The sequence below is a fragment of the Roseateles sp. P5_E1 genome (genome assembly GCF_054049335.1).
Genome location: NZ_JBFUMN010000014.1, coordinates 13,904 through 35,980, shown reverse-complemented (window position 1 = coordinate 35,980; position 22,077 = coordinate 13,904). Strand labels below are relative to the sequence as shown.

22 protein-coding genes are annotated in these 22,077 nt (G+C 68.1%); 15 read left to right on the top strand and 7 right to left on the bottom strand.

The window, feature by feature from the left end; translation table 11 throughout:
* Position 1 precedes the first annotated feature (1 nt).
* Both ACXJKJ_RS13970 and ACXJKJ_RS13965 read left to right on the top strand, forming a co-directional pair.
* Positions 2 to 2,095: an ATP-binding cassette domain-containing protein gene (locus ACXJKJ_RS13970; RefSeq protein WP_457390535.1), complete on the top strand. Its 2,094-nt coding sequence runs from the start codon at positions 2 to 4 to the stop codon at positions 2,093 to 2,095.
* Entirely contained in the window at positions 2,092 to 2,877 is a 786-nt protein-coding gene (locus ACXJKJ_RS13965) for an ABC transporter permease (protein ID WP_457390534.1), read from the top strand. The genes ACXJKJ_RS13970 and ACXJKJ_RS13965 overlap by 4 nt, the downstream gene beginning before the upstream one ends.
* A 52-nt stretch (positions 2,878 to 2,929) precedes the next feature.
* Here the strand turns inward: ACXJKJ_RS13965 and ACXJKJ_RS13960 are convergent, their stop codons facing one another.
* Together ACXJKJ_RS13960 and ACXJKJ_RS13955 are read right to left on the bottom strand one after the other, a co-directional pair.
* The gene (locus tag ACXJKJ_RS13960) at positions 2,930 to 3,715 is read right to left on the bottom strand and encodes a hypothetical protein (protein ID WP_457390533.1); all 786 of its coding nucleotides are present in this window, start codon (positions 3,713 to 3,715) and stop codon (positions 2,930 to 2,932) included.
* Between the two features lie 109 nt (positions 3,716 to 3,824).
* A complete protein-coding gene (locus tag ACXJKJ_RS13955) occupies positions 3,825 to 5,117 on the bottom strand; it encodes a S8 family serine peptidase (RefSeq protein ID WP_457390532.1) in 1,293 nt (430 codons plus the stop codon).
* A gap of 78 nt (positions 5,118 to 5,195) precedes the next feature.
* Between ACXJKJ_RS13955 and ACXJKJ_RS13950 the strand changes: the two genes are divergently transcribed.
* The 3 genes from ACXJKJ_RS13950 (at position 5,196) to ACXJKJ_RS13940 (ending at position 8,223) form a co-directional block, all read left to right on the top strand.
* Entirely contained in the window at positions 5,196 to 5,693 is a 498-nt protein-coding gene (locus ACXJKJ_RS13950) for an RNA polymerase sigma factor (protein ID WP_457320476.1), read from the top strand.
* Positions 5,690 to 6,289 carry a hypothetical protein gene (locus ACXJKJ_RS13945; protein WP_457320474.1) on the top strand — a complete coding sequence of 200 codons (600 nt, stop codon included), beginning with the start codon at positions 5,690 to 5,692 and terminating at the stop codon, positions 6,287 to 6,289. Before ACXJKJ_RS13950 ends, ACXJKJ_RS13945 begins: the two co-directional genes overlap by 4 nt.
* A 74-nt stretch (positions 6,290 to 6,363) precedes the next feature.
* Positions 6,364 to 8,223 (top strand): diguanylate cyclase domain-containing protein, encoded by a 1,860-nt coding sequence (locus ACXJKJ_RS13940; protein ID WP_457390531.1) that lies wholly within the window; start codon positions 6,364 to 6,366, stop codon positions 8,221 to 8,223.
* Between the two features lie 38 nt (positions 8,224 to 8,261).
* On the opposite strand, the gene ACXJKJ_RS13935 is transcribed toward ACXJKJ_RS13940, so the two are convergent.
* Both ACXJKJ_RS13935 and ACXJKJ_RS13930 read right to left on the bottom strand, forming a co-directional pair.
* Complete coding sequence (locus ACXJKJ_RS13935; RefSeq protein ID WP_457390530.1) at positions 8,262 to 8,702, bottom strand: nuclear transport factor 2 family protein; 441 nt, start codon at positions 8,700 to 8,702, stop codon at positions 8,262 to 8,264.
* A complete protein-coding gene (locus ACXJKJ_RS13930) occupies positions 8,702 to 9,334 on the bottom strand; it encodes a TetR family transcriptional regulator C-terminal domain-containing protein (RefSeq protein WP_457390529.1) in 633 nt (210 codons plus the stop codon). Before ACXJKJ_RS13930 ends, ACXJKJ_RS13935 begins: the two co-directional genes overlap by 1 nt.
* A 105-nt stretch (positions 9,335 to 9,439) precedes the next feature.
* Here ACXJKJ_RS13930 and ACXJKJ_RS13925 point away from each other — a divergent pair, with 105 nt between their 5' ends.
* The 9 genes from ACXJKJ_RS13925 to ACXJKJ_RS13885 all read left to right on the top strand — a co-directional run bounded on the left by ACXJKJ_RS13925 (position 9,440) and on the right by ACXJKJ_RS13885 (position 19,259).
* Complete coding sequence (locus tag ACXJKJ_RS13925) at positions 9,440 to 10,813, top strand: NAD(P)-dependent oxidoreductase (protein WP_457390528.1); 1,374 nt, start codon at positions 9,440 to 9,442, stop codon at positions 10,811 to 10,813.
* Entirely contained in the window at positions 10,806 to 12,113 is a 1,308-nt protein-coding gene (gene preA / locus ACXJKJ_RS13920) for an NAD-dependent dihydropyrimidine dehydrogenase subunit PreA (RefSeq protein ID WP_457390527.1), read from the top strand. The genes ACXJKJ_RS13925 and preA overlap by 8 nt, the downstream gene beginning before the upstream one ends.
* Positions 12,114 to 12,123: 10 nt before the next feature.
* Positions 12,124 to 13,623: a CoA-acylating methylmalonate-semialdehyde dehydrogenase gene (locus ACXJKJ_RS13915; RefSeq protein ID WP_457390526.1), complete on the top strand. Its 1,500-nt coding sequence runs from the start codon at positions 12,124 to 12,126 to the stop codon at positions 13,621 to 13,623.
* 18 nt (positions 13,624 to 13,641) lie between these two features.
* Positions 13,642 to 15,111: an NCS1 family nucleobase:cation symporter-1 gene (locus tag ACXJKJ_RS13910; RefSeq protein ID WP_457390525.1), complete on the top strand. Its 1,470-nt coding sequence runs from the start codon at positions 13,642 to 13,644 to the stop codon at positions 15,109 to 15,111.
* Entirely contained in the window at positions 15,108 to 16,559 is a 1,452-nt protein-coding gene (gene hydA / locus ACXJKJ_RS13905; RefSeq protein WP_457390524.1) for a dihydropyrimidinase, read from the top strand. Before ACXJKJ_RS13910 ends, hydA begins: the two co-directional genes overlap by 4 nt.
* Complete coding sequence (locus tag ACXJKJ_RS13900; protein ID WP_457320458.1) at positions 16,556 to 16,915, top strand: bleomycin resistance protein; 360 nt, start codon at positions 16,556 to 16,558, stop codon at positions 16,913 to 16,915. Before hydA ends, ACXJKJ_RS13900 begins: the two co-directional genes overlap by 4 nt.
* Positions 16,916 to 16,924: 9 nt before the next feature.
* Positions 16,925 to 18,190 carry a Zn-dependent hydrolase gene (locus tag ACXJKJ_RS13895; RefSeq protein WP_457390523.1) on the top strand — a complete coding sequence of 422 codons (1,266 nt, stop codon included), beginning with the start codon at positions 16,925 to 16,927 and terminating at the stop codon, positions 18,188 to 18,190.
* Between the two features lie 186 nt (positions 18,191 to 18,376).
* Positions 18,377 to 19,015: an MltR family transcriptional regulator gene (locus tag ACXJKJ_RS13890; protein WP_457390522.1), complete on the top strand. Its 639-nt coding sequence runs from the start codon at positions 18,377 to 18,379 to the stop codon at positions 19,013 to 19,015.
* Between the two features lie 19 nt (positions 19,016 to 19,034).
* Positions 19,035 to 19,259, top strand: a complete 225-nt coding sequence (locus ACXJKJ_RS13885; protein WP_457390521.1) for a hypothetical protein — start codon at positions 19,035 to 19,037, stop codon at positions 19,257 to 19,259.
* A 1-nt stretch (position 19,260) separates the two neighbouring features.
* On the opposite strand, the gene ACXJKJ_RS13880 is transcribed toward ACXJKJ_RS13885, so the two are convergent.
* Positions 19,261 to 19,662 (bottom strand): hypothetical protein, encoded by a 402-nt coding sequence (locus ACXJKJ_RS13880; RefSeq protein WP_457390520.1) that lies wholly within the window; start codon positions 19,660 to 19,662, stop codon positions 19,261 to 19,263.
* A 76-nt stretch (positions 19,663 to 19,738) separates the two neighbouring features.
* Here ACXJKJ_RS13880 and ACXJKJ_RS13875 point away from each other — a divergent pair, with 76 nt between their 5' ends.
* The gene (locus ACXJKJ_RS13875) at positions 19,739 to 20,113 is read left to right on the top strand and encodes a MerR family transcriptional regulator (RefSeq protein WP_056192111.1); all 375 of its coding nucleotides are present in this window, start codon (positions 19,739 to 19,741) and stop codon (positions 20,111 to 20,113) included.
* Positions 20,114 to 20,117: 4 nt separating this feature from the next.
* Here the strand turns inward: ACXJKJ_RS13875 and ACXJKJ_RS13870 are convergent, their stop codons facing one another.
* Entirely contained in the window at positions 20,118 to 20,801 is a 684-nt protein-coding gene (locus ACXJKJ_RS13870; RefSeq protein ID WP_457390519.1) for a methyl-accepting chemotaxis protein, read from the bottom strand.
* A 107-nt stretch (positions 20,802 to 20,908) separates the two neighbouring features.
* Positions 20,909 to 22,060 (bottom strand): methionine aminotransferase, encoded by a 1,152-nt coding sequence (locus ACXJKJ_RS13865; RefSeq protein ID WP_457390518.1) that lies wholly within the window; start codon positions 22,058 to 22,060, stop codon positions 20,909 to 20,911.
* Positions 22,061 to 22,077 lie beyond the last annotated feature (17 nt).

Sequence of the window (22,077 nt, the reverse complement as noted above, 5' to 3'; positions counted from 1 at the left end):
CATGACTTCACAACCCAACGGCGAGAGGCTGCACGCCCTCGACGCAGTGCGGAGCTTTGCCCTTTTGTTGGGCGTGGCCTTTCACGCCAGCATGTCCTTCATCCCCGGCATTCCCAAGGGGCTATGGGCCATGAGCGACAACTCGCCCAGTGCCTTCCTGGGCGACGCGGCCTTCGTCGCGCACAGCTTTCGCATGACGCTGTTCTTCTTCATCGCCGGCTACTTCGCGCGGCTGCAGCACCAGAAGCTGGGCACCGCCGGCTTCTGGCTCAACCGCGGCAAGCGCATCGCCGTGCCGCTGGTCGTCGGCTGGCCACTGATGTTCGTCGCCATCATCTTCGTGTGGGGAGCGGGCATGCAGAAGGTGTTCAACGGCGCGCCGCCGGCCCCTCCGGAAATGCCCAAGACCTTTGGCGCGCTGCCGCTGTTCCATCTGTGGTTCCTCTACCAGCTGTTGTGGCTGTATGCCGGCGCCCTGCTGCTGCGCAGTGCCATCGCGGCGCTGGACCGGGGCCAGGTGCTGCGCGGCTGGGTGGACCGCGTCACGACCGCTGCGCTGCGCTGGCCGGCCGGTGCGCTGCTGCTGGGCCTGCCACTCGCGGGCTGCCTGCTGTCCCTGCAGATGTGGATACCCGCGGTCGGCATCCCCACGCCCGACCAGTCGCTGATCCCGCAACTGTCCGCCACCGTCGGCTTCGGCACGGCCTTCATATTCGGCTGGCTGGTGCATCGCGCGCCGGGTGCGCTGGCGGCGCTGGGCGCAGGTTGGCTGCTGCATCTGGCGCTGGCCATCGCTTCCTCGGCCGTCTGCCTCTACATCCTGAAAACCCAGCCGCCGTTCGGCATGCCCGATACGCCGAAGCTGGTCTTCGCGCTGTCCTTCGTTGCATCGGCCTGGTCGTGGACCTTCGCCATCACGGGCCTCGCGCTGCGTTTCCTGTCCGGCCACAGCCCGGCCCTGCGCTACGTGGCCGATGCGTCCTACTGGATCTACCTCGTCCACCTGCCGTTGGTGTGCGCCTTGCAAGTCTGGGTGGGCGACTGGCCGTTGCACTGGGGCGCGAAGTACCCGCTCGTCCTGCTGGGCAGCCTCGCCGTGCTGCTGCTGAGCTATCACTGGTTGGTGCGCTCGACGGTCATTGGCAAAGTGCTCAATGGTCGCGCCTATCCGCGTCATGCAGTGGTGGAACCCGTCGAAGAACCGATGACCGATGACGTCGTCGCCTCGCTGTGCGGCGTGTCCAAGCGCTACGGCAAGTTGGAGGCACTCAGCAGCGTCGACCTGCAGCTCAGGCGCGGCGAGCTGCTCGCACTGCTCGGCCCCAACGGCGCCGGCAAGTCCACCGCCATCTCGCTGTGGCTGGGCCTGCACGACGCCGACGCCGGCATCGTGCGCCTGCTCGGCGGCTCGCCGCAGGAGATTGCGCGGCGCCAGGGGCTGGGCGTCATGATGCAGGACGTCGAGCTTCCCAAGGACCTCAAGGTGCACGAGCTGGTCGCGCTTTCGGCCAGCTACTACCAGCAGCCGCTGGGCGTGAAAGAGGCTCTGGAACGCGGCGGCATCACGGCCTTGGCCAACTGGCCCTACGGCAAGCTCTCCGGCGGCCAGAAGCGCCAGGTGCAGTTCGCCATCGCCGTCTGCGGGCGCCCTCGGGTGCTGTTCCTGGACGAGCCCACCGTCGGTCTCGATATCCAGGCCCGCGAGCTGATGTGGGCCAACATCCGCGCGCTGCTGCAAGAAGGCTGCTCCATCCTGCTGACGACGCACTACCTGGAAGAAGCCGAGGCGCTGGCGACCCGCGTGGCCGTGCTGGGCAAGGGGCGCGTCATCGCCTCGGGCAGCGTGGCCGAGATGCGTGCGCTGGTGTCGCGCCGCCACATCCGCTGCGAGACATCGCTGGTGCCAGGCGACGTGCGCCAGTGGCCCGGCGTGGTGGATGTGAGCTGCGACCACGACCAGCTCGCCATCGTCGCCACCGATGCCGAAAGCGTCGTACGCCGCCTGCTCACCGCCGATCCTCAGCTGTCGCGCCTGGAAGTGAAACAGGCCGGGCTCAATGAGGCATTCAACGAACTGACCCGGGAGGCCGCATGACCACCTTGACCTATCGCCTGGACCGCGCGCCGACCCCGCGCCGGGCCTCACCCTATGTCGTCGAGATGCGCCTCGAACTGCTGCGCCTGCTGCGCGCTCCGGCCTTTGCGCTGCCGATGTTCGTGCTGCCGGTGGCGCTCTACCTGCTGTTCGCCTTCGCGGTGGCCGGCGAGCAGACCGCCAAGGACCCCGACGCCGCGCGCTTCATGTTCGCCGGCTTCTCGCTGATGGCCGTGACCATGGCCGCCGTGTTCGCCACCTGCCCGTCCATCGCGATGGAGCGCGAGCTGGGCCTGCTGACCCTCAAGCGCGCCCAACCTGCGCCGCCCGGCGCCTGGCTCACCGCCAAGATCATTGCCGGCGTCGTGACGGGCGTGATCGCCTACCTGCCCATCCTCGTCGTCACCGCCGCCAGCGGCCAGGCCATGTTGAGCGCCGGCCAGCTTGCCGCCATGAGTGCCGTGCTGATCGCCGGCGCCATCCCGTTCTGCGCGATGGGGCTGATGGTGGGCGTGCTGGCCAGCGGCTCGGCCGCGCCGGCCTATGCCCACCTGCTCTACCTGCCGGGGCTTTACCTGTCGGGCGTGTTCTTTCCGCTGCCCAAGTCGATGTACTTCCAGGCCCCGTGGTGGCCGCAGTTCCATCTGAACCAGCTCGTGTTCGCCGCTGGTGGGGTGGACAAGTTCCGCTACATCGGGCCGGAGATGGCGTTCGCCGTGCTGCTGGGGTTCACGGTGCTGTGCAGCGGTATCGCCATGGTTCGCCTGAAGCGGCGCGGCTGACAAACACAAGGGCGGCCCGAAAGCCGCCCTTGTCCATCAGCCCGCAGGCCGCTCAGCGCTTGACCGAGCCATTGGCCGTGCCGTCCACTGCCAGCGACTGGTCGGTGCGCGAGGCCTTGGCCGAGGCGCCGCCCGCAGCCTGGGTCTGGCGGCCGGTGGCTTGGCCGCTCGCATTGCCGCTGACTTCCTTCTTGCTGGCGCTGCCCGCGGCGGCACCCCCCAGCGTCAGCGGCGAGGCGGCGGCGGGCGTGGTGGAGGCCGTGGGCGCGGCCGGCGTCGTGGCCGTCGGCGTGGCCGGCGTGGCCGGGTTGGCCGGCGTCGTCGCGGCCGGCGTATCGCCACGGCTCAGCGCACCATTCAGCATGCCGCTGCCCTGGCCGGCCAGGCTGCCGCTGACGCCGCCCGCCGTGCCGTTGAGCGCACCGCTGACGCTGCCATCGGCGCTGCCGGATGCAGTGCCGGCAGCATTGCCCAGCGAGTCCTTGGCGCCATCGCCGGCGGCCTTCAGCTCACCCACCTTGTCGGTCGCGGTGGACTTCACCTCGCCGACCTTGGCCGTCGCCGTGTCCTTGACGCCGCCGACGGCGCCCTTGGTCTTGTCCAGCGTGCCCTTGACGAGGGAACCGTCCGCCGAGCCGCTGGCATTGCCGTTCGCGCGGCCACCGACATCGAGCTGGCGGGGCGATAGCGCGCCATTCAGGCCGCCGGTCAAGCCGCCGGTGAGACCGCCACCACCGCCGAGCAGGCCGGCGTGAGCGTTGGAAGCCAGCAGGCCGGCTGCAACAGCGGCGATGCTCAGCGTGGTGCGAAGAACTTGGGTGCGACGGGTTGCAAACATGATGGATCTCCGGGTGGTTGTTGCGGAAGAGCCAGCCATTCCGGCCCTTTCACTGATCACAACGACCACCGCCCAGACATCCTTCCGCGCCCAGATGCAACCTTGTGTTTCAGCGCGCCTGGCGCGCCTGCAACTGCTCGGGCACCACCCGCAGGTCCTCGCCCACGAGGCCGCGGCCATAGACCGGATCGCGCCCGGGCGCGCCCAGGTCGATGGCTGAGGCGGCCAGGCGCTCCAGCACTGCCGCAGCGGCCACCGGGTCGGGTTCGCGCAGTTCCGCAGCAAGCAGGCCCGCCACCAGCGGTGCCGCGAACGAGGTGCCGCGCGCGATGCCATAGCCGCCTCCGCTGCGGGCCACGGCGACATCGGCGCCCGGCGCCGTCAGCAGCACCTGTGGCCCCTGCGCCGCCTCGGGCAGCACGCGGCGCGATGGGTTGACGCCGGTCACGCCGACGACGCCGGCATAGGAAGCCGGGAACAGCGGCGGCGCGGCCGGGCCGTCGTTGCCGACCGCCGCGACCAGCAGATGCCCGCGCTTGACCAGGGCCGCGACGCCCTGCTCCAGCAGCCGGTTCGGTGGGCCGACCAGGCTCAGGTTGATGACGGCGACACGCTCGCGCGCCATCCAGGCCAGCGCGCGCACGACCTCCTCGGCCGAGCCGCCGTCGGGCTTGTCGCAGTACACGTCGGCAGCAAACAGCTCGGCCTTGGGTGAAGCGCCCGCAAAGCCGCGGTCGCGGCCGACGAGCAGGGAGGCGATGGCCGTGCCATGTTCGCTCGCCACCACGCTGCCAGCGCAGCCGAAGCTGCCGCCGGCCGCATGGCGCAGGGCGGTGTGACGGCGGTCCACGCCACCATCGATGAGGCCCACCCGCACCGGGCCGCGCGGTCTGGCCGGGGCGACAGCAGCACCGGGCACGAGCTCCCCGCTGCGCGAATACAGATGGTTGAAGTCGGCCTGCAGATCGGGCTGGGCGGCGCGCAGCTTGTCCAGCGCCTCGGCCGTGCCCAGGCTCGCGGGCACACTCAGCACGACCTCGCGAAGTTCCAGCTCGGGCCAGGCCTCCTCGCGCAGCTTGATGAGGCCCAGGGCCGCCGCTGCGGCCAAGGCGGCATCGCTGGGCGAGAGCAGCACGAGTTCGCGGCGGCGCATCAGCTCGCCGCGCGGGTCGGCCTCGACGACGTCCGAATGGCGCTGCAGCAGGTCGCGCACCGTCGTCGCGCGCAGGTCCACCAGCTGCGTGGTCGACGACAGCAGCTCGGGCAGGGGTTGCACGACGCGGTCCACGACACGGTCCACCACACCGGGCAGGCGCGACACGCCCGGCAGTTGCGGCAGGCGCAGTTGGGCCTGGGCCGGCACGGCCAGGGCGGCGAGGGTCAGAGCGAGAAGAGGTTTCATGGCGTCGCAACAGCTTTTGTGAGGATAACGAGCGAGGGAGGGAACAAAATCCATGCCTCGTCCGTTGTCCCTGTATCGATGCCCGAGAACCTTTCCGAACTTCGCCAGGAAATTGCTGCCCTGCTGCCGCGGCTGCGCCGTTTCGGCCGCACGCTGGCCCACTCCCGCGAAGACGCCGACGACCTTGTGCAGGTCGCCATCGAGAAGGCGCTGAACCGCACCGACCAGTGGACGCCTGGAACGCGTCTGGACAGCTGGATGTTTCGCATCATGCAGAACGCGTGGATCGATGAACTGAGGGCCCGTGAACGGCGCGGCCAGACTTTCCTGCCCGAGGAGGAAGGCGAGCACGTCGGCGACGGCGCCATGACGGGCGCGCCGCTGGACGCCATCCTCGTGCGCAAGGCCGTAGCCAAGTTGAGCGACGAGCACCGCACGGTGGTCGGCCTGGTGCTGGTCGAGGGCTTGAGCTATCAGGAAGCCGCCGAGACGCTGGGCGTGCCGGTCGGCACCGTGACGAGCCGCGTCGCCCGCGCCCGCGAGGCGCTGCAGGAACTGCTGGGAGAGTGGCCATGAACATGAACGAGGATCAACTGAAAGCCGAGCGCCGCCGCCTGGCCGCCGCCTTTGACGGCGTGCTGAAGGAGCCTGTGCCGGAGCGGCTCAAGGCCCTGCTGGCCGAGCCGGCCGCGCAGGTCGTGGACCTCGGCACCGTGCGCGCCCAGCGGCGTGCCATGTCCAGCTGGGCCGCCTGGGGCGGCATGGCCGCAACGCTGCTGCTGGGCACGCTGATCGGCACCCGCCTGACGCCACCGGGCGCGACCGATGAAAACCGCCTTGTCGCCACCGGCGCCATCGCCCAGGCGCTGGACCGCCAGCTCGCCAGCGCACCAGGCGGCGCAGTGGCCGTGCAGGTCAGCTTCAAGGCCAGGGACGGCCGCTACTGCCGCAGCTTCACGACCACCGCCTCGGCCGGCCTGGCCTGCCGCGACGGCGACGGCGCCTGGGCCTTGCAGCAGGTCGCGGCCGTGGCGCCCACGCCCGGCACCGGCATGCGCCAGGCCGCCACCGCCCTGCCACCCGCCGTGCTGGGTGCGATGGACGGGCTCATCGCCGGCGAAGCCCTCAACGCCGAGCAGGAGCGCACCGCGCGCGACGCCGGCTGGCACTGAAAGCACCGCGGCTGGGCTAGCATGGGGCAGCCGGGGAGGGCAAACCACATACCAACCCCTGACTTTGCCTTCGCATGCCCTGGCGAATCTCTGCAAGCCTGCTGCGCTTCAAGCGCTACCTGATCCTCGGCAACCTCGTCATCCTGGCGATGGTTGTCCTGGTCGCGCTGCGGGTCGCCTATGCCAGCCAGCAGACCCATGAGGCGCAGGCGCGCCAAACGGCGGCCAATCTGGCGCACACGCTGGGGCAGAACGTCAGCGCGGGCTTCAGGCTGGTGGACAACAGCCTGCAGTCCTTGCTGAAGCGGCTGGATGAGCTGCCGGCCAAGGGGGCGGACCTTCGCGAGATCGCGCGCATTGCCGAGGAGCAGCGGGCCCTGGTGCCCACCATCGATGCGCTGCGCGTGACCGACGCCAACGGCCTGGTGCTCAACCCCGGCGACAGGCCGGCCGTGTCCATGGCCGACCGCGACTATTTCCGCGCGGCGCAGGCCGACCCGACGCGCACGGCCGTTTCCGAGCCCCAGCGCGGGCGCATCATTGGTGGCTGGGGCCTGGTCCTGGCACGCGCCCGCACGGCCGCGGATGGCCGCTTCCTGGGCGTGGTCTACGCCAGCATCAAGACGGAGCATTTCCGGGACGATTTCAAGCGTGCCAGCATCGGCGCCCAGGGGGCCGTGACGCTGCGCTCCAGCTCGCTGCAGCTGATCGCGCGGTATTCACCACTGGACGCCAACCCCGAGGCCGGCACCGGCACAACCCGGGTGTCCGAACAGCTGCGCGCGGCACTGGCCGCAAACCCGAAGCAGGGCAGCTTTGTCACGCGCACGGCGCTGGATGGCGTGGAACGCGCCACCGCCTACGAGGCCGTGCCCGACTACCCGATGCTGATGCTGGCGGGCCTGGCCACCGAGGACTTCTACGCCGGCTGGCGCCGGGAGGTCGGCGTGCTGGCCGCGCTGCTGTTGTTGCTGGAGGCGGTGCTGGTCGCGTTCTCGGTCTTCATCTACCGCGCCCAGGCCCGGCAGGTGCAGGAGCGCAGCCGCGTCGAGCTGCTGGCCGCCGAGCGCGGCGCGCTGCTGGACAACGAGCTGGTGGCGATGGTCAGGCTGCACGGCCGCAGCGAGGTCTGGCACAACGCCGCCCTGGACCGGCTGTTCGGCTACGAGCCTGGGGAGCTGAGCGGCCAGTCCTCGCGGTTGCTCTATCTCGACGATGAGTCCTACGCCGAGGTCGGCCGTGCCTACCAGTGCCTGGAGACGCCGCAACGCTACCGCACGCAGCTGCGCATGCGGCGCAAGGACGGCAGCCCGGTCTGGATCGACCTGAGCGGCACGGCCCTGCCGGACGGCGAGTCGCTGTGGCTGATGCTGGACATCACCGCCATCAAGCACAGCGAGGAGCAGGCCCGCCACCTGGCCTTCCACGACATGCTGACCGGCCTGCCCAACCGGCACCTGCTGTTCGAGCGGCTGGCCTTCCTGCTGCGCGACGCCGAACGCAACGACCGCTGGCTGGCGGTCTGCTATCTGGACCTGGACGGCTTCAAGGCCGTCAACGACGCCCAGGGCCATGACGCCGGCGACGCGCTGCTGCGCATCACCGCCGAGCGCCTGAGCGCCAGCGTGCGCGGCAACGACGTGGTGGCACGCATCGGCGGCGATGAGTTCGTGCTGGTGCTCAACCAGCTCAACGGGCTCTACGACGAAAGGCATGCGCTGAACCGGCTGCTGACCGCCTTCGAAGCGCCCGTCCTCCTGCCGGGCGGCGGCGAGGCCCGGGTGGGAATCAGCATCGGCGTGGCCATGTACCCGCGGCATGGGCGCGACGTCAACACCCTGATCACCTGCGCCGACCGGGCCATGCTGGCCGGCAAGCGCACCGGCAAGGGCCGGTGGGTCATGTATGAAGACGAGGACGGGTCGACAGGTTGAGCCGCGCGCGCAACTGCCGCACCCCGCTGGCCAGCAGGTCAGGGTTCGGGGATGCGGCTGATCTGCACGCTGACGATCTTCCAGGCGCCGCCGCGCTTCACGTAGATGTCGATGTAGCGGTAATGGCTCTTGAACGCCTGCCCCTGATAGCGGCCCGTCATGCGCGTGCGGCCGCTGAGCAGGGCCGTGTCGCCATAGGCGCGCACCTCGAAGTCCTCGACGGTGTAGGGGTCGATGACGAGGTCGGGCGAGACCAGCCCTTCGACAAAGCTGGCCTTGGTCTCGACATTGCCGCGGCCGTCGATCTGGCGGAAATCGTCGGCCATGTTGGCCTCGATGGCGGCGCGGTCCCGGCGGACGATGGCCTGGTCCCAGGCGTCCGACTGGGCCTTGAGCTGCGCGACCAGCTCGGCCGGCGGGGCGGCCTGGGCCAGGCCGGCCGCCAGCATCAACCCCATCAGCAGGCTGCGACGCTTCATCAGGCCACTTTCAGACTGCGCCAGATCAGCCCCGTGATCAGCTCGCGGGCACGGTCAAAGTCCTCTTCCTCCAACGCGGGCTTGCCCATGTAGAGGGCGAACTGCGGCCCCAGGTCGGCATAGGCCTGGGTGGACGACCAGATCAGGAACATCAGATGCGTGAAATCGACGCGCCGGATGCGGCCCTCGGCCGCCCAGCCCTCGAAACGCGCCACGTCGGCATGCAGCAGCGGCATGACCTGGGCCTTGAGCACGTCCTGGTAGCGCGGTGCGCCGGCCATGATCTCGCGCGTGAAAACGGCGTTGCCACTCGGCCGATCGCGGCTGAACCGTAGTTTTGCCGACACATAGGTCTGGATGGCGGCTTCGGGTTCGTCGGCCTCGGTGATGGCATTCATGTTGGCCATCCACTCGCCCATGACGCTGTCCAGCACGGCGCGGTAAAGCTCCTCCTTGCTGGGCCAGTGGTAGAGCAGGTTCTGGCGCGACAGATCGAGCACGGCAGCGATGCTGTCGAGGCTGACACCTTCGAATCCGTATCGGGCGAACTGGCGTTCGGCTTCAGCGAGGATGGCCTCCTGCTTGCGCAGGGTGGCGGCGCGCGGGGTGCGCGCGGCAGCGGTCACGGTCATGCCCGCATTCTGACGGCGCGCACCAAGCTGAAGCTGCGGGTTTTTACGCTTAGGTCAATTTTTACGGAGTAGTAATGTTTGGGTGTTTTCCACCCGGAGATTCCCGTGGACCTTGCCGATCTGAAATCCGGGCGCCTGACGCCCGATGACTACGCGCAGAATTTTGCCGACGCGCATCCGCCGCTGAACCGGACGCAGGCGCTGATCGAGGCGGAGCGCTGCTATTACTGCTATGACGCGCCCTGCCAGACGGCCTGCCCGACCGGCATCGACATCCCCAGCTTCATCCAGCGCGTGGCGCAGGACAACGTGCGCGGCGCGGCCGAGGCCATCCTGACGGCCAACCCGCTGGGCGGCATGTGCGCCCGCGTCTGCCCGACCGAGGTGCTGTGCGAGCAGGCCTGCGTGCGCAACACCAATGAGAGCAAGCCGGTGGAGATCGGCATGCTGCAGCGCTATGCGGTGGAGGGTCACTTCGCCAACCCCGGCGCCAAGCCGCTGTTCGAACGCGGCATGCCGACGGGCCGGCGCATCGCCGTCGTTGGCGCCGGGCCGGCCGGCCTGGCTGCGGCCCATGGCCTGGCGTGGCGCGGGCACGACGTCGTGCTGTTCGACGCAGCACCCAAGCTGGGCGGCCTGAACGAGTACGGCCTGGCCACGTACAAGGTGGCGGGCGGCTTTGCGCAAAAGGAGATTGACTGGCTGCTGTCCATCGGCGGCATCACGCCGAAGCTCAACTGTCGACTCGGCCGCGACATCACGCTCGACGGCCTGCTCTCCGAATACGACGCCGTCTTCCTGGGCCTGGGCCTGGCCGGCGTGAATGCGCTGGGCATTGCCGAGCCCCAGGTCACCGGCCTGCGCAACGCGGTCGACTTCATCGCCGAACTGCGCCAGAACGCGCCCGAGATCGTCACCGTGGGCCGCCGGGTCGTCGTCATCGGCGGCGGCATGACGGCGGTGGACGCCGCCGTGCAAAGCCGGCTGCTGGGCGCCGAACAGGTGACCATGGTCTACCGCCGCGGGCCGGACGGCCTGTCGGCCTCCACCCACGAACAGCATTGGGCACAGACCAACGGCGTGACCATCCGCTGCTGGGCACGTCCGCTGGGCGTCGAGGCCGACAGCGGCGCGTTGCGCGGCATGCGCTTTGCAGCGACGAAGCTGGAAGGCGGCAAGCTCGTCGACACCGGCGAGCAGTTCTTCATCGAGGCCGACATGGTGCTGCGCGCCATCGGCCAGACCTACCAGGCCGAAGCGGCCGGCGCTGCCATCGAGCTGGAAGGCGGGCGCATCAAGACCGATGCGGACGGGCAAACCAGCCTGGCCCGCGTCTGGGCCGGCGGCGATTGCCGCGCTGGTGGCCGGGACCTGACTGTCGAAGCCGTCGAACACGGCAAACGCGCCGCCGTCAGCATTGACCGCGCCCTGGGCCTGAACACCGCCCGCCACATGGACACGGAGGCCGCGAATGGCTGACCTGAGCACCGACTTTTTGGGCATCAAGAGCCCGAATCCCTTCTGGCTCGCGTCCGCACCGCCGACCGACAAGGAGGTCAACGTGCGCCGCGCCTTCGAGGCCGGCTGGGGCGGCGTGGTCTGGAAGACGCTGGGCGAGGACCCGCCGGTCGTCAACGTCAACGGCCCGCGTTACGCGACGCTGTGGAGCCAGGACCGCCGCGTCATCGGCTTCAACAACATCGAGCTGATCTCCGACCGGCCGCTGCAGATCAACCTGGACGAGATCAAGCGTGTGAAGCGCGACTTCCCCGACCGGGCCATGATCGTGTCGCTGATGGTGCCGGTGAACGAGGCGAGCTGGAAGGCGATCCTGGAGCGCGTGGCCGACACCGGCGCCGACGGCGTGGAGCTGAACTTCGGCTGCCCGCACGGCATGAGCGAGCGCGGCATGGGCTCGGCCGTAGGCCAGGTGCCGGAGTACATCCAGCAGGTGACAGAGTGGTGCAAGAAGCACACGAAGATGCCCGTCATCGTCAAGCTGACACCCAACATCACCGATGTGCGCTTCCCGGCGCGCGCCGCCCACGCCGGCGGCGCGGATGCGGTCAGCCTCATCAACACCATCAACTCGGTCATGGGCGTGGACCTGGACCGCATGACGATGAGCCCCGTCACCGACGGCCTGGGCTCGCACGGCGGCTACTGCGGCCAGGCCGTCAAGCCGATCGCGCTCAACATGGTGGCCGAGATCGCACGCGACCCGACCACGGCCGGCCTGCCCATCAGTGGCATTGGCGGCATCACCACCTGGCGCGACGCCGCCGAGTTCATCGCCATGGGCTGCGGCACGGTGCAGGTCTGCACCGCGGCCATGGTCTACGGCTTCAAGATCGTGCAGGACATGTGCTCGGGCCTGAACACCTTCATGGACGAGAAGGGCTACAAAAGCATTGCCGACTTCCAGGGCCGCGCGGTGCCGACCGTGAAGAACTGGAACCAGCTCAACCTGAACTATGTCGAGAAGGCGGTCATCGACCAGGACAGCTGCATCAAGTGCGGGCGCTGCCATGTCGTCTGCGAGGACACGTCGCACCAGGCCATCTTTGCCACCAAGAATGGCCAGCGCCATTTCGAGGTCAACGACGCGGAATGCGTCGGTTGCAATCTCTGCGTGTCGATCTGCCCGGTCCCTGGCACCATCTCGATGCGCGCGCTGCAGCCCGGCGAGACGGATGCGCGCACGGGTCGCGTCATCGACGGCAGCTATGCGAACTGGACCACGCACCCGAACAACCCGATGAGTGCCGGATGCACTTGAAGGAATCGAGATGAGTCCCTACGAAGTCGGTCATTGGATCAGCGGCGCCATCACGCGCGGCAGCGGCGAGCGCCAGCAGGACATCTACAACCCCGCCACCGGCGCGGTGCAGGGCAAGCTGCTGCTGGGCAGCGTGGCCGACCTGGACGCCGCGGTCGCGTCCGCTGCCAAGGCCGCCAAGGCCTGGGGCCAGACGCCGGCACTGGCCCGCTCCCGCGTGCTGTTCAAGTTCCTGTCCATCGTGCAGGACAAGCGCGAAGAACTGGCCGCCGCGCTGGTGCGCGAGCATGGCAAGACCATGCCGGATGCCTTGGGCGAAGTGGCCCGCGGCATCGAGAACATCGAGTTCGCGACGGCCATGCCGCAGCTGCTCAAAGGCGAGTACACCGAGCAGATCGCGCGCGGCCTGGACGCCTGGAGCGTGCGCCAGCCGCTGGGTGTCGTCGCCGGCATCACGCCGTTCAACTTCCCCGCCATGGTGCCCATGTGGATGTATCCGCTGGCCATCGGCTGCGGCAATGCCTTCATCTTGAAGCCCAGTGAGCGCGATCCGTCGGCGTCGCTCTTGATGGCGCAATGGCTGAAGGAAGCCGGCCTGCCCGACGGCGTGTTCAGCGTCGTGCAGGGTGACAAAACAATCGTCGACGCCATCCTCGCCCACCCCGGCATCGCCGCGGTCAGCTTCGTCGGCTCCACGCCGGTGGCCGAGCACATCTACAAGGTGGGCAGCTCGCACGGCAAGCGTGTGCAGGCGCTGGGCGGCGCGAAGAACCACATGGTGGTCATGCCCGACGCCGACCTGGAGCAGGCCGTCGATGCATTGATGGGCGCGGCTTACGGCTCGGCCGGCGAGCGCTGCATGGCGATCTCGGTGGCCGTGGCGGTGGGCGATGCGGCCGATGCGCTGGTGGCGGCGCTGGCACCCAAGGTGGCCGCGCTGAAGATCGGTGAAGGCCATGGCAGCGGCATCGAGATGGGGCCGCTGATCACGCGGGCTTCACAGCAGCGCGTGGAGAAGCTGATCGGCGAAGGCGTGGCGGCCGGTGCGAAGGCCGTCGTTGATGGCCGTGGCCACCGCGTGGCCGGCTTCGAGGACGGCTTCTTCGTCGGTGGCACGCTGCTGGACGGTGTTTCGGCCGATATGAGCTGCTACACGGAAGAAATCTTCGGCCCCGTGCTGTGCGTCGTGCGCGTGCCCGACCTGGCTGCTGCCATTGCACTGATCGAAGCCAACGAGTACGCCAACGGCGTCGCCATCTTCACGCGTGACGGCCATGTGGCGCGCGAGTTCGTGCACCACATCCAGGTCGGCATGGTCGGCGTCAACGTGCCGCTGCCGGTGCCCATGGCCTTCAACAGCTTTGGCGGCTGGAAGCGCAGCCTGTTCGGCGACCACCATGCCTATGGCCCCGAGGCGGTGCGCTTCTATACCAAGCACAAGGCCGTCATGCAGCGCTGGCCGGATTCCCTGCCCAAGGGCCCGCAATTTGCTTTCCCGCAGAACACCTGAACTCGACGGAAGCTGACCATGAACGATCCGACGCTGAGCAATCCTGACCTGGTCCCGACCACGGCCGCCCAGCGAACCTGGCGCTGGTATCACTTCGCGGCGCTGTGGGTGGGCATGGTCATGTGCATCCCGGCGTACACGCTGGCGGCCAGCCTCATCGAGTCGGGCATGAGCTGGAGCCAGGCGGTCGGCACGGTCTTCCTGGGCAACCTCATCGTGCTGGTGCCCATGCTGCTGATCGGCCATGCCGGCGCCAAGTACGGCATCCCATATGCGGTGCTGGCGCGGGCCTCCTTCGGCACACAGGGCGCGCGCTTGCCGGCGCTGCTGCGGGCGCTGGTCGCCTGCGGCTGGTACGGCATCCAGACCTGGTTTGGCGGCCAGATGATCTACACGCTGGCCGGCGTGCTGATCGGGCATCCGCTCACGGGCGACCCGCTGCCGGGCCTGGGCATCAACGCTGCGCAGCTGGGCTGTTTCCTGCTGTTCTGGGCCCTGCAGTTCTGGTTTGTCGTGCACGGCATCGAAGCCATCCGCAAGCTCGAGACCTACACGGCGCCGATCAAGATCGTCATCTGCTTCGTGCTGCTGTGGTGGGCCTGGGACAAGGCCGGTGGCTTCGGCCCCATCCTCGACCAGCCGTCTGCGTTTGTTGAAGGCGGCAAGAAGGCGGGCCAGTTCTCCGCCGTGTTCTGGCCGTCGCTGACCGCCATGGTGGGCTTCTGGGCCACGCTGGCGCTGAACATCCCTGACTTCACCCGCTTCGCCAAGACCCAGCGCGACCAGCTCATTGGCCAGGCCATCGGCCTGCCGCTGCCGATGGGCCTGCTCGCGGCGCTCGCCGTGTTCGTCACGTCGGCCACCGTCGTCATCTACGGCAAGGCGCTTTGGGACCCCGTGGACGTGGCCAGCCGCATGACCGGTGCCGCGGTGCTGATCGCCTTGCTGGTGCTGCTGATCGATACCGTCAGCGTCAACCTCGCCGCCAACCTGGTCGGCCCGGCCTACGACTTCTCGGCATTGGCGCCGGGGCGCATCAGCTACAAGACCGGCGGCATGCTCACGGCGGGCATCGCCATCGCCATGATGCCGTGGAAGATTCTTGAGTCCACGCAGGGCTATATCTTCACGTGGCTGATCGGCTACTCGGCGCTGCTGGGGCCGGTGGCCGGCATCCTCATCGTCGACTACTACGTGCTGCGCAAGACCGAACTGGCGGTGGACGAGCTCTACCGCGAAGGCGGCCGCTACAGCTATCGCGGTGGCTGGAACATCGCCGCCGTCATCGCCTTCGCCGTCGGCGTGGCGCCCAATATCCCGGGCTTCCTGAACGCCGCTTTCCCGGCGGCCTTCCCCGAGGTCGGTGCGGCCTTCAAGGCCATCTACACCTATGCGTGGTTTGCCGGCCTGGCGCTGGCCGCCATCGTCTATGGCGCCTTGATGGCCGGCAAGACCCAGCCCCAATCGCTCACAAGGAGCGCGACATGACTTCTTCTCTTTTGATCCGCGGCGCCGTCGTCGTCAATGCCGACGCCGAGTCCCGCACTGATGTGCTGTGCGTCGACGGCCGCATCGCCGCCATTGGCGAACGCGCCGCGCGCGAAGCACCGGCCGGCACCACGACGCTCGACGGCACCGGCCAGTACCTGCTGCCCGGCGGCATCGACCCGCACACGCATATGCAGCTGCCCTTCATGGGCACGGTGACGCAGGACGACTTCTTCACCGGCACCGCCGCTGGCCTGGCGGGCGGCACGACTTCCATCATCGACTTCGTCATCCCCAACCCGCAGCAGCCGCTGATGGACGCCTACCAGCAGTGGCGCGGCTGGGCCGAGAAGAGCGCTTCCGACTACGCCTTCCATGTCGCCGTGACGTGGTGGAGCGAGCAGGTCCACGCCGACATGGGCACGCTCGTGCGCGAGGAAGGCGTGAACAGCTTCAAGCACTTCATGGCCTACAAGAACGCCATCATGTGCGACGACGAGACGCTGGTGAACAGCTTCAAGCGTGCCCTCGAACTCGGCGCCATGCCGACCGTGCACGCCGAGAACGGCGAGCTGGTCTATCTGCTGCAGGCCGAGGTCGCCAAGATGGGCATCACCGGCCCCGAGGGCCACCCGATGTCGCGCCCGCCGATGGTGGAAGGCGAGGCCGCCAACCGCGCCATCGCGATTGCCGATGTGCTGGGCGTGCCCATCTACATCGTGCACGTGAGCTGCATCGAGAGCGCCGAGGCGATTGCGCGTGCGCGTGCGCGAGGCCAACGGGTCTACGGCGAGGTGCTGGCCGGCCATCTGCTGATCGACGACAGCGTCTATCGCGACCCGTCGTTCGAGAAGGCTGCCGCCTATGTGATGAGCCCGCCCTTCCGCCCCAAGATCCACCAGGAGTTCCTGTGGCGCGGCCTGCAGTCGGGCCAGCTGCACACGACGGCGACCGACCACTGCACCTTCTGCGCCGAACAGAAGGCCGCGGGCAAGGACAACTTCGCCAAGATCCCCAACGGCTGCGGCGGCGTGGAGGAACGCATGGCGGTGCTGTGGGATGCCGGCGTCAACTCGGGCCGCCTCACCCCCAGCGAGTTCGTCGCCATCACCTCCGCCAACGCGGCCAAGCTGTTCAACATGTACCCGCGCAAGGGCGTCATCGCCGAAGGATCGGACGCCGATCTCGTGCTGTGGGACCCGGCCGGCATCAAGACGTTGAGCGCCAAGACACAGTTCTCCAGGAACGACTTCAACATCTTCGAGGGCCGCACGGTGCGTGGCATCCCCAGCCACACCATCGCGCAGGGCCGCGTGGTGTTCGCTCGGGGCGAGCTGCGCGCCGAGCAAGGCAAGGGCCGCTACCTGAAGCGCCCGCCGTTCGGGCCGCAGTTCGACGCGGCGGCCAAGCGCGCTGCCGACCTGCAGCCCACCGCCGTGGCCCGATGAACACCCAAACCGTCATCCCGCAGCTGCGCATGACGGACGCGGCGCGAGCGCAAGCCTTCTATATCGATCAGCTCGGGTTCAGCATCGACTGGCAGCACCAGTTCGAGCCCGGCCTGCCCCTCTTCCTGCAGATCACGCGCGACGGCCAGACGATCTTCCTGAGCGGCCACGCCGGCGACTGCGCGCCCGGCGGCGCCGTCTACTTCTGGGTGCCCGACGCCGACGCGGTCTATGCCGCCTTCACGGCCAAGGGCGTGAAGCCCGTCAAGGCCATCGAAGACATGCCCTGGGGTGTGCGCGAGTTCCTGCTCGTCGACCCCGACCACAACAAGCTGCGCTTCGGCACGAAGCTCTAAGGATTCGTCATGGATACCGTCGTCACCCGCCCCGACATCACGAAGCTGCGCGTCAACGGCCAACGCCTCTGGGACTCGCTGATGGAACTGGCCCAGATCGGCGCCACCGAGAAAGGCGGCGTCTGCCGCCTGACACTGACCGACCTCGACAAGCAGGGCCGCGACCTCGTCACGCGCTGGGCGCGCGAAGCCGGCATGACGGTCACCATCGACCAGATCGGCAACGGCTTCATGCGACGCGCGGGCCGCAACAACAGCCTGCCGCCCATCATGACCGGCAGCCACATCGACACCCAGCCCACGGGCGGCAAGTTCGACGGCAACTACGGCGTGCTGGCCGGCATCGAGGTCGTGCGCACGCTCAACGACCACGGCATCGAGACCGAGGCGCCCATCGAGGTGGCCTTCTGGACCAACGAGGAAGGCTCGCGGTTCGTGCCCGTCATGATGGGTTCGGGCGTCTTCGCCAAGGCCTTCACGCTCGAGCATGCCTACGCGGCGACGGACACCGAGGGCAAGACCGTCAAGGGCGAGTTGGAGCGCATCGGCTACATCGGCGATCAAATCCCCGGCGACCACCCCATCGGCGCCTACTTCGAGACCCACATCGAGCAGGGCCCGGTGCTGGAGGACCACGACAAGACCATCGGCGTCGTCACCGGCGTGCTGGGCATCCGCTGGTATGACTGCGTCGTCACCGGCATGGAGGCCCACGCCGGCCCAACGCCCATGGCCCTGCGCAAGGACGCGCTGCAGGTGGCCACCAAGCTGATGCAGGAGGTCGTCGCTTGCGCCCACCGACACCCGCCGCACGGCCGCGGCACGGTAGGCATGGTGCAGGTCCACCCCAACAGCCGCAACGTCATCCCCGGCCGCGTCAAGTTCAGCATCGACCTGCGCAACGCGACCGATGCGCTGTGCGAAGCGATGGACGCCGACATCCGCGCGGTAGCCGCCAAGCTCAGCGCCGAGAGCGGCCTGCCCATCGAGATCACGCCCGTCAGCGCCTACCCCGCCCAACCCTTCCACGCCGACTGCATCGCCGCCGTGCAGAAGGCCGCCGATGCGCTGGGCTACAGCAATATGCGCGCCGTCTCCGGCGCCGGCCACGACGCCGTCTACATGGCCCGCCTGGCCCCGGCCGGCATGATCTTCATCCCCTGCAAGGACGGCATCAGCCACAACGAGATCGAGGACGCCAAGCCGGCGCACATCGAGGCGGGGTGCAATGTGTTGCTTCAGGCGATGCTTGAGCGCGCTCAGGTTGCCGGGTAGCTTGTTCGGTAGGTTGGCGGTGAGCACAGCGAACCCCAACGCCCGTGACATGCTCAGGCGCCTGATTTGGAGAGTCCGAGGGCGCTGGGGTTCATTTCATGAACTCCAGCTTACGAGGCTAAATTCCGCATGAAAGCTCCAACAAGAAAACGCGTAGTCCTAGCCCCAGAGCTTCTTCGTGCCGACATGCAAGCGCTGCTCGACGTGCTGAACGATGAGAAAGACTTTGCCATCGTCATCATCGCTACGGGGTACCTGGATGCGTGCCTTGGGTCGTTACTCCGAAGTTCTCTTCTTAGAAGCGGCGTCACCGACCAACTTCTCGACCCTGGCCGTGGGGCACTGGGCTCACTGACTGTACGAGCTGACTTGGCTTACTCCATGAGTCTCATTCCGAAAGCGATGTACCAAGACTTGATTCAGCTTGCCCAGGTTCGGAATATGTTCGCGCATCACCACATCGCACTTTCGTTCGCCGACCTTGATATCCAGAAGGCCTGCTCAAGCCTGAACTACATGTCTACTCTCAAGAATGGAGATTTGGACGAACTGCTATTTCATGCTGGTCGACCATTGCCGCCACCGAAGGAGCGATTCAAGTTCACCGCTTTGTTCATTCTGGACTTCCTACTTCGTGCAGCCGAAACCAACGTCAGGCTCCAAACCGCTGGGGCCGAAGAGCCCGACGGCCTACGGGTGCAGGCCGCCGTCCCCACCGCCAAAGCGAGCGACCTCGCCGGCATGGTCACGGCCCCTTCACGGGGTAAGCAGCGCAAACAGCCGAATTTCGATCCAGCCTCGCTGACAGCAAAAACCCGTCGCTGAAGCGTGATGAAGCGCGGACGTGATCCGCGTGCTGCGCGCTCTCGCAGGCATGCCAAACGTGCACCTGGAAGGCCGTGACGAGATGCTCACGGCGCTTGAGGCCTGTGAATCGCGCAAACTCGATTTCGCCGACGCGTTGCACGTTGCTCGCAGCGGAAGATGCACGGGCTTCGTGACGTTCGACAAGGCGCTGGCCAGGCGAGCTGCGAAAGCGGCACTTACGGTGCCTGTGGAACTGGCCTGAATCAGGCCCGCCGCACCCACCAGCCCTGCACCACCGCCCACGCCACCTCCGGCACGATGAACAGCAGCAGCACCGGCGCCCCGGACTGCATCCAGGCCCACGCCATCCAAACGCCGAACAGTACCCGCGCCGCCGCGTCATAGCGGCCGAACTGCTGCGTCGGACCGCGCAGCCGCAGTACCGCCCAGACCATCACGACGCTGCCCATCAGCACCGCGAACAGCGTCTGCATCGGGTCGAAAGGCGGCAGCGGCTGGCCGCCCAGGGCTTGGTTGATGGCGCTCAGCTGCGCCCGGTTCAGCTCGAAGGTCCAGGGCGTCGCAAAGGGCGCGGTGACGATGAGGTCGTAGAGTGCGCTGAACCAGACGACGCGCAGGAAACTGGAGTTGCTGAAAGCAGGCATGGAGAGGCACGAAACAGGGACGTGCGCATGCTCGACCTTGGACCACACTCCAAGGTCAAGCCATTTCGGATGCCCCATGCTCATCGGCACCCTCTCCACACTGACCGGCCTGAGCCGCGACAGCCTGCGCTTCTACGAGAAGCGCGGGCTGCTGCAGGCGCGCCGCGCTGACAACGGCTACCGCGACTACCCCGAGGAGACCGTGCAATGGCTGGGCTATGTGCGCACGGCCCAGCAGCTGGGCTTCACGCTGACCGAGATCGCGGCCGACATGCCCTTGCTCGCCCAGGGTGAAGAGGCCGGCCCGGCGCTGCGGGCGGCGCTGGCGCGCAAACTGGCAGACATCGACGCGCGCATTGCGGCGTTGCAGGGGCTGAGGGCCGAGCTGTCCATGCGGTTGGCCGAGACTCCCGAGACAGGCGCGAGCTGCCCGCTGCGACCTACCGCCTGACCGATCAAGCCACCGCGCTTCTCACGGCCTCGCGCACCAGGCCGTCGAGCTTGCCGGTGATCTGCGTGAACTCTCCCGACACGACCGCGAACTCGCGGCCCGAGGTGCCCGCCCGCGCCGCGACGACCTGGGCGTTGAAGGACACGATGCGCGCATGCCTGGCGATGAGCTCGATGTCGCCCATGACGGCCGTCAGCTGTTTCTTGGCCGAGGCGGCCTGCTGGCGGGCGAGGTCTTCGTAGATCTGGGTCAACCGGTTCAGCGTGGCGAGCAACGGCGTCGCGGCCTCGACGAGTTCCTCAAGCAGGGCCGGTGCGCTGTGTGCGTTGGCCGAGATGGCCTCGATGGCGCGCCGGGCCAGTTCGATGAAGCCGACGATGCGCTCGTTGGCGCGGTCAGGGCCGAAATAGGCCTGTTTCAGCTCGCCGCCCAGCGCGTCGGGTGACAGCTCACCCTGCAGCAGCGTCCCATGTGCGTCGCTGAAGGTGGTCAGTGCGTCGCGGGCAATGGTCAGTGCGCCGTCGCGGCCCTGCGAGGCGAGCACTGCATAGAGCACGACGCGCTGCGACGTGAAGCGGCGGCGGCCCGACAGGTTGATGGTCTTGCCGAACAGCTCGCCCGCGGTCTGCTTGGGTGCAGCAGACGCCCGCTTTGGTGCATCGGTAAGCGCACGCGTGTGGTGCAACATGAAGGACTCCGTGAACTGGTTCTCGACCGACGCCTCGTACAGCGGGCGTGCCGGTCATGTGACCTCGGGTTTGCACGGAGCGTGCCAGCGCCAGGGACGGACGCCCTTCAGCGGGGCAAGCCACGTTGCAAACGCTGCGTCGCCAGTGCCAAGGTCTCGCCTCGCTTCGCAAAGCAGAACCGCACATGCCCGCGCTCCTGCGGCTGCTGGTAGAAGACCGACAGCGGGATGGCAGCGACGCCGACCTCGGTGGTCAGCCATTTGGCGAAGTCCAGCTCGGGCCGATCCGACACCGCGCTGTAGTCCACCGTCTGGAAGTAGGTGCCCTCGCAGGGCAGCAGCTTCAGCGGCGTGGCTTCCAACGCGGCGCGGAAGCCATCGCGCTTGGCTTGATAGAAGTCGCTCAGGCCTTGCCAGGGGGCCGGGTTGGCGAGGTAGGCCGCGATGGCGTGCTGCGTCGGCGTGTGGACCGTGAACACCGTGTACTGGTGCAGGCGCCGGAAGGCCGCACTCAACGCTGGCGGCGCGGCGACGAAGCCGACCTTCCAGCCCGTTACGTGAAAAGTCTTGCCAAAGCTGCTGACGAGGAAGCTGCGCTCGCGCAGACCCGGGTAACGCGCCACGCTCTCATGCGGCGCACCGTCGAACACCATGTGCTCGTAGACCTCGTCGCTGACGATGAAGAGGTCGTGCGCTTCGGCGATGCGCTCCAGCTCGCGCAGGTCCTCGGCGGTCGCGATGCGGCCACTGGGGTTGTGCGGTGTGTTGATCACCAGCGCCCGCGTGCGCGGCGTGATGGCGGCGCGTACCGCCGTCCAGTCGATGCGGTAGTCCAGAGTCATCGGCACGCCGACGGGCACCGCGCCGGCCAGGCGGATGGCCGGGTCGTAGCTGTCGTAGGCTGGCTCGATGATGATGACCTCATCACCTGCGCCAACGCAGCTGTGCAACGCCGTGATCAGGCCTTGCGTGCCGCCAGCCGTGATCGTGATGTCGCGGTCCGCGTCGTAGGCCGAGCCGTAGAGCGCATTCAGCTTGGCGGCCACGGCCTGGCGCAGCGCCGGCACGCCGGTCATCGGCGGGTACTGGTTGTGGCCGGCGGCCATCGCTTCGGTGACGGCCTGCATGAGCGCCGGGTCGGCATCGAAGTCCGGGAAGCCCTGGCCGAGGTTGACGGCGCCATGCTCGGCGGCCAGGGCCGACATGACGGTGAAGATGGTGGTGCCGGTGTTCGGCAACTTGGTGGGCAGGACGGGCATGGCGGCAATTCTGCCGG

Excerpts from the sequence above, each read along its gene's own strand:
- ACXJKJ_RS13970 (WP_457390535.1), top strand. The coding sequence starts at position 2 with ATGACTTCACAACCCAACGGCGAGAGGCTGCACGCCCTCGACGCAGTG.
- ACXJKJ_RS13965 (WP_457390534.1), top strand. The coding sequence starts at position 2,092 with ATGACCACCTTGACCTATCGCCTGGACCGCGCGCCGACCCCGCGCCGG.
- ACXJKJ_RS13960 (WP_457390533.1), bottom strand. The coding sequence starts at position 3,715 with ATGTTTGCAACCCGTCGCACCCAAGTTCTTCGCACCACGCTGAGCATC.
- ACXJKJ_RS13955 (WP_457390532.1), bottom strand. The coding sequence starts at position 5,117 with ATGAAACCTCTTCTCGCTCTGACCCTCGCCGCCCTGGCCGTGCCGGCC.
- ACXJKJ_RS13950 (WP_457320476.1), top strand. The coding sequence starts at position 5,196 with ATGCCCGAGAACCTTTCCGAACTTCGCCAGGAAATTGCTGCCCTGCTG.
- ACXJKJ_RS13945 (WP_457320474.1), top strand. The coding sequence starts at position 5,690 with ATGAACATGAACGAGGATCAACTGAAAGCCGAGCGCCGCCGCCTGGCC.
- ACXJKJ_RS13940 (WP_457390531.1), top strand. The coding sequence starts at position 6,364 with ATGCCCTGGCGAATCTCTGCAAGCCTGCTGCGCTTCAAGCGCTACCTG.
- ACXJKJ_RS13935 (WP_457390530.1), bottom strand. The coding sequence starts at position 8,702 with ATGAAGCGTCGCAGCCTGCTGATGGGGTTGATGCTGGCGGCCGGCCTG.
- ACXJKJ_RS13930 (WP_457390529.1), bottom strand. The coding sequence starts at position 9,334 with ATGACCGTGACCGCTGCCGCGCGCACCCCGCGCGCCGCCACCCTGCGC.
- preA (WP_457390527.1), top strand. The coding sequence starts at position 10,806 with ATGGCTGACCTGAGCACCGACTTTTTGGGCATCAAGAGCCCGAATCCC.
- ACXJKJ_RS13915 (WP_457390526.1), top strand. The coding sequence starts at position 12,124 with ATGAGTCCCTACGAAGTCGGTCATTGGATCAGCGGCGCCATCACGCGC.
- ACXJKJ_RS13910 (WP_457390525.1), top strand. The coding sequence starts at position 13,642 with ATGAACGATCCGACGCTGAGCAATCCTGACCTGGTCCCGACCACGGCC.
- hydA (WP_457390524.1), top strand. The coding sequence starts at position 15,108 with ATGACTTCTTCTCTTTTGATCCGCGGCGCCGTCGTCGTCAATGCCGAC.
- ACXJKJ_RS13900 (WP_457320458.1), top strand. The coding sequence starts at position 16,556 with ATGAACACCCAAACCGTCATCCCGCAGCTGCGCATGACGGACGCGGCG.
- ACXJKJ_RS13895 (WP_457390523.1), top strand. The coding sequence starts at position 16,925 with ATGGATACCGTCGTCACCCGCCCCGACATCACGAAGCTGCGCGTCAAC.
- ACXJKJ_RS13890 (WP_457390522.1), top strand. The coding sequence starts at position 18,377 with ATGCAAGCGCTGCTCGACGTGCTGAACGATGAGAAAGACTTTGCCATC.
- ACXJKJ_RS13880 (WP_457390520.1), bottom strand. The coding sequence starts at position 19,662 with ATGCCTGCTTTCAGCAACTCCAGTTTCCTGCGCGTCGTCTGGTTCAGC.
- ACXJKJ_RS13875 (WP_056192111.1), top strand. The coding sequence starts at position 19,739 with ATGCTCATCGGCACCCTCTCCACACTGACCGGCCTGAGCCGCGACAGC.
- ACXJKJ_RS13870 (WP_457390519.1), bottom strand. The coding sequence starts at position 20,801 with ATGTTGCACCACACGCGTGCGCTTACCGATGCACCAAAGCGGGCGTCT.
- ACXJKJ_RS13865 (WP_457390518.1), bottom strand. The coding sequence starts at position 22,060 with ATGCCCGTCCTGCCCACCAAGTTGCCGAACACCGGCACCACCATCTTC.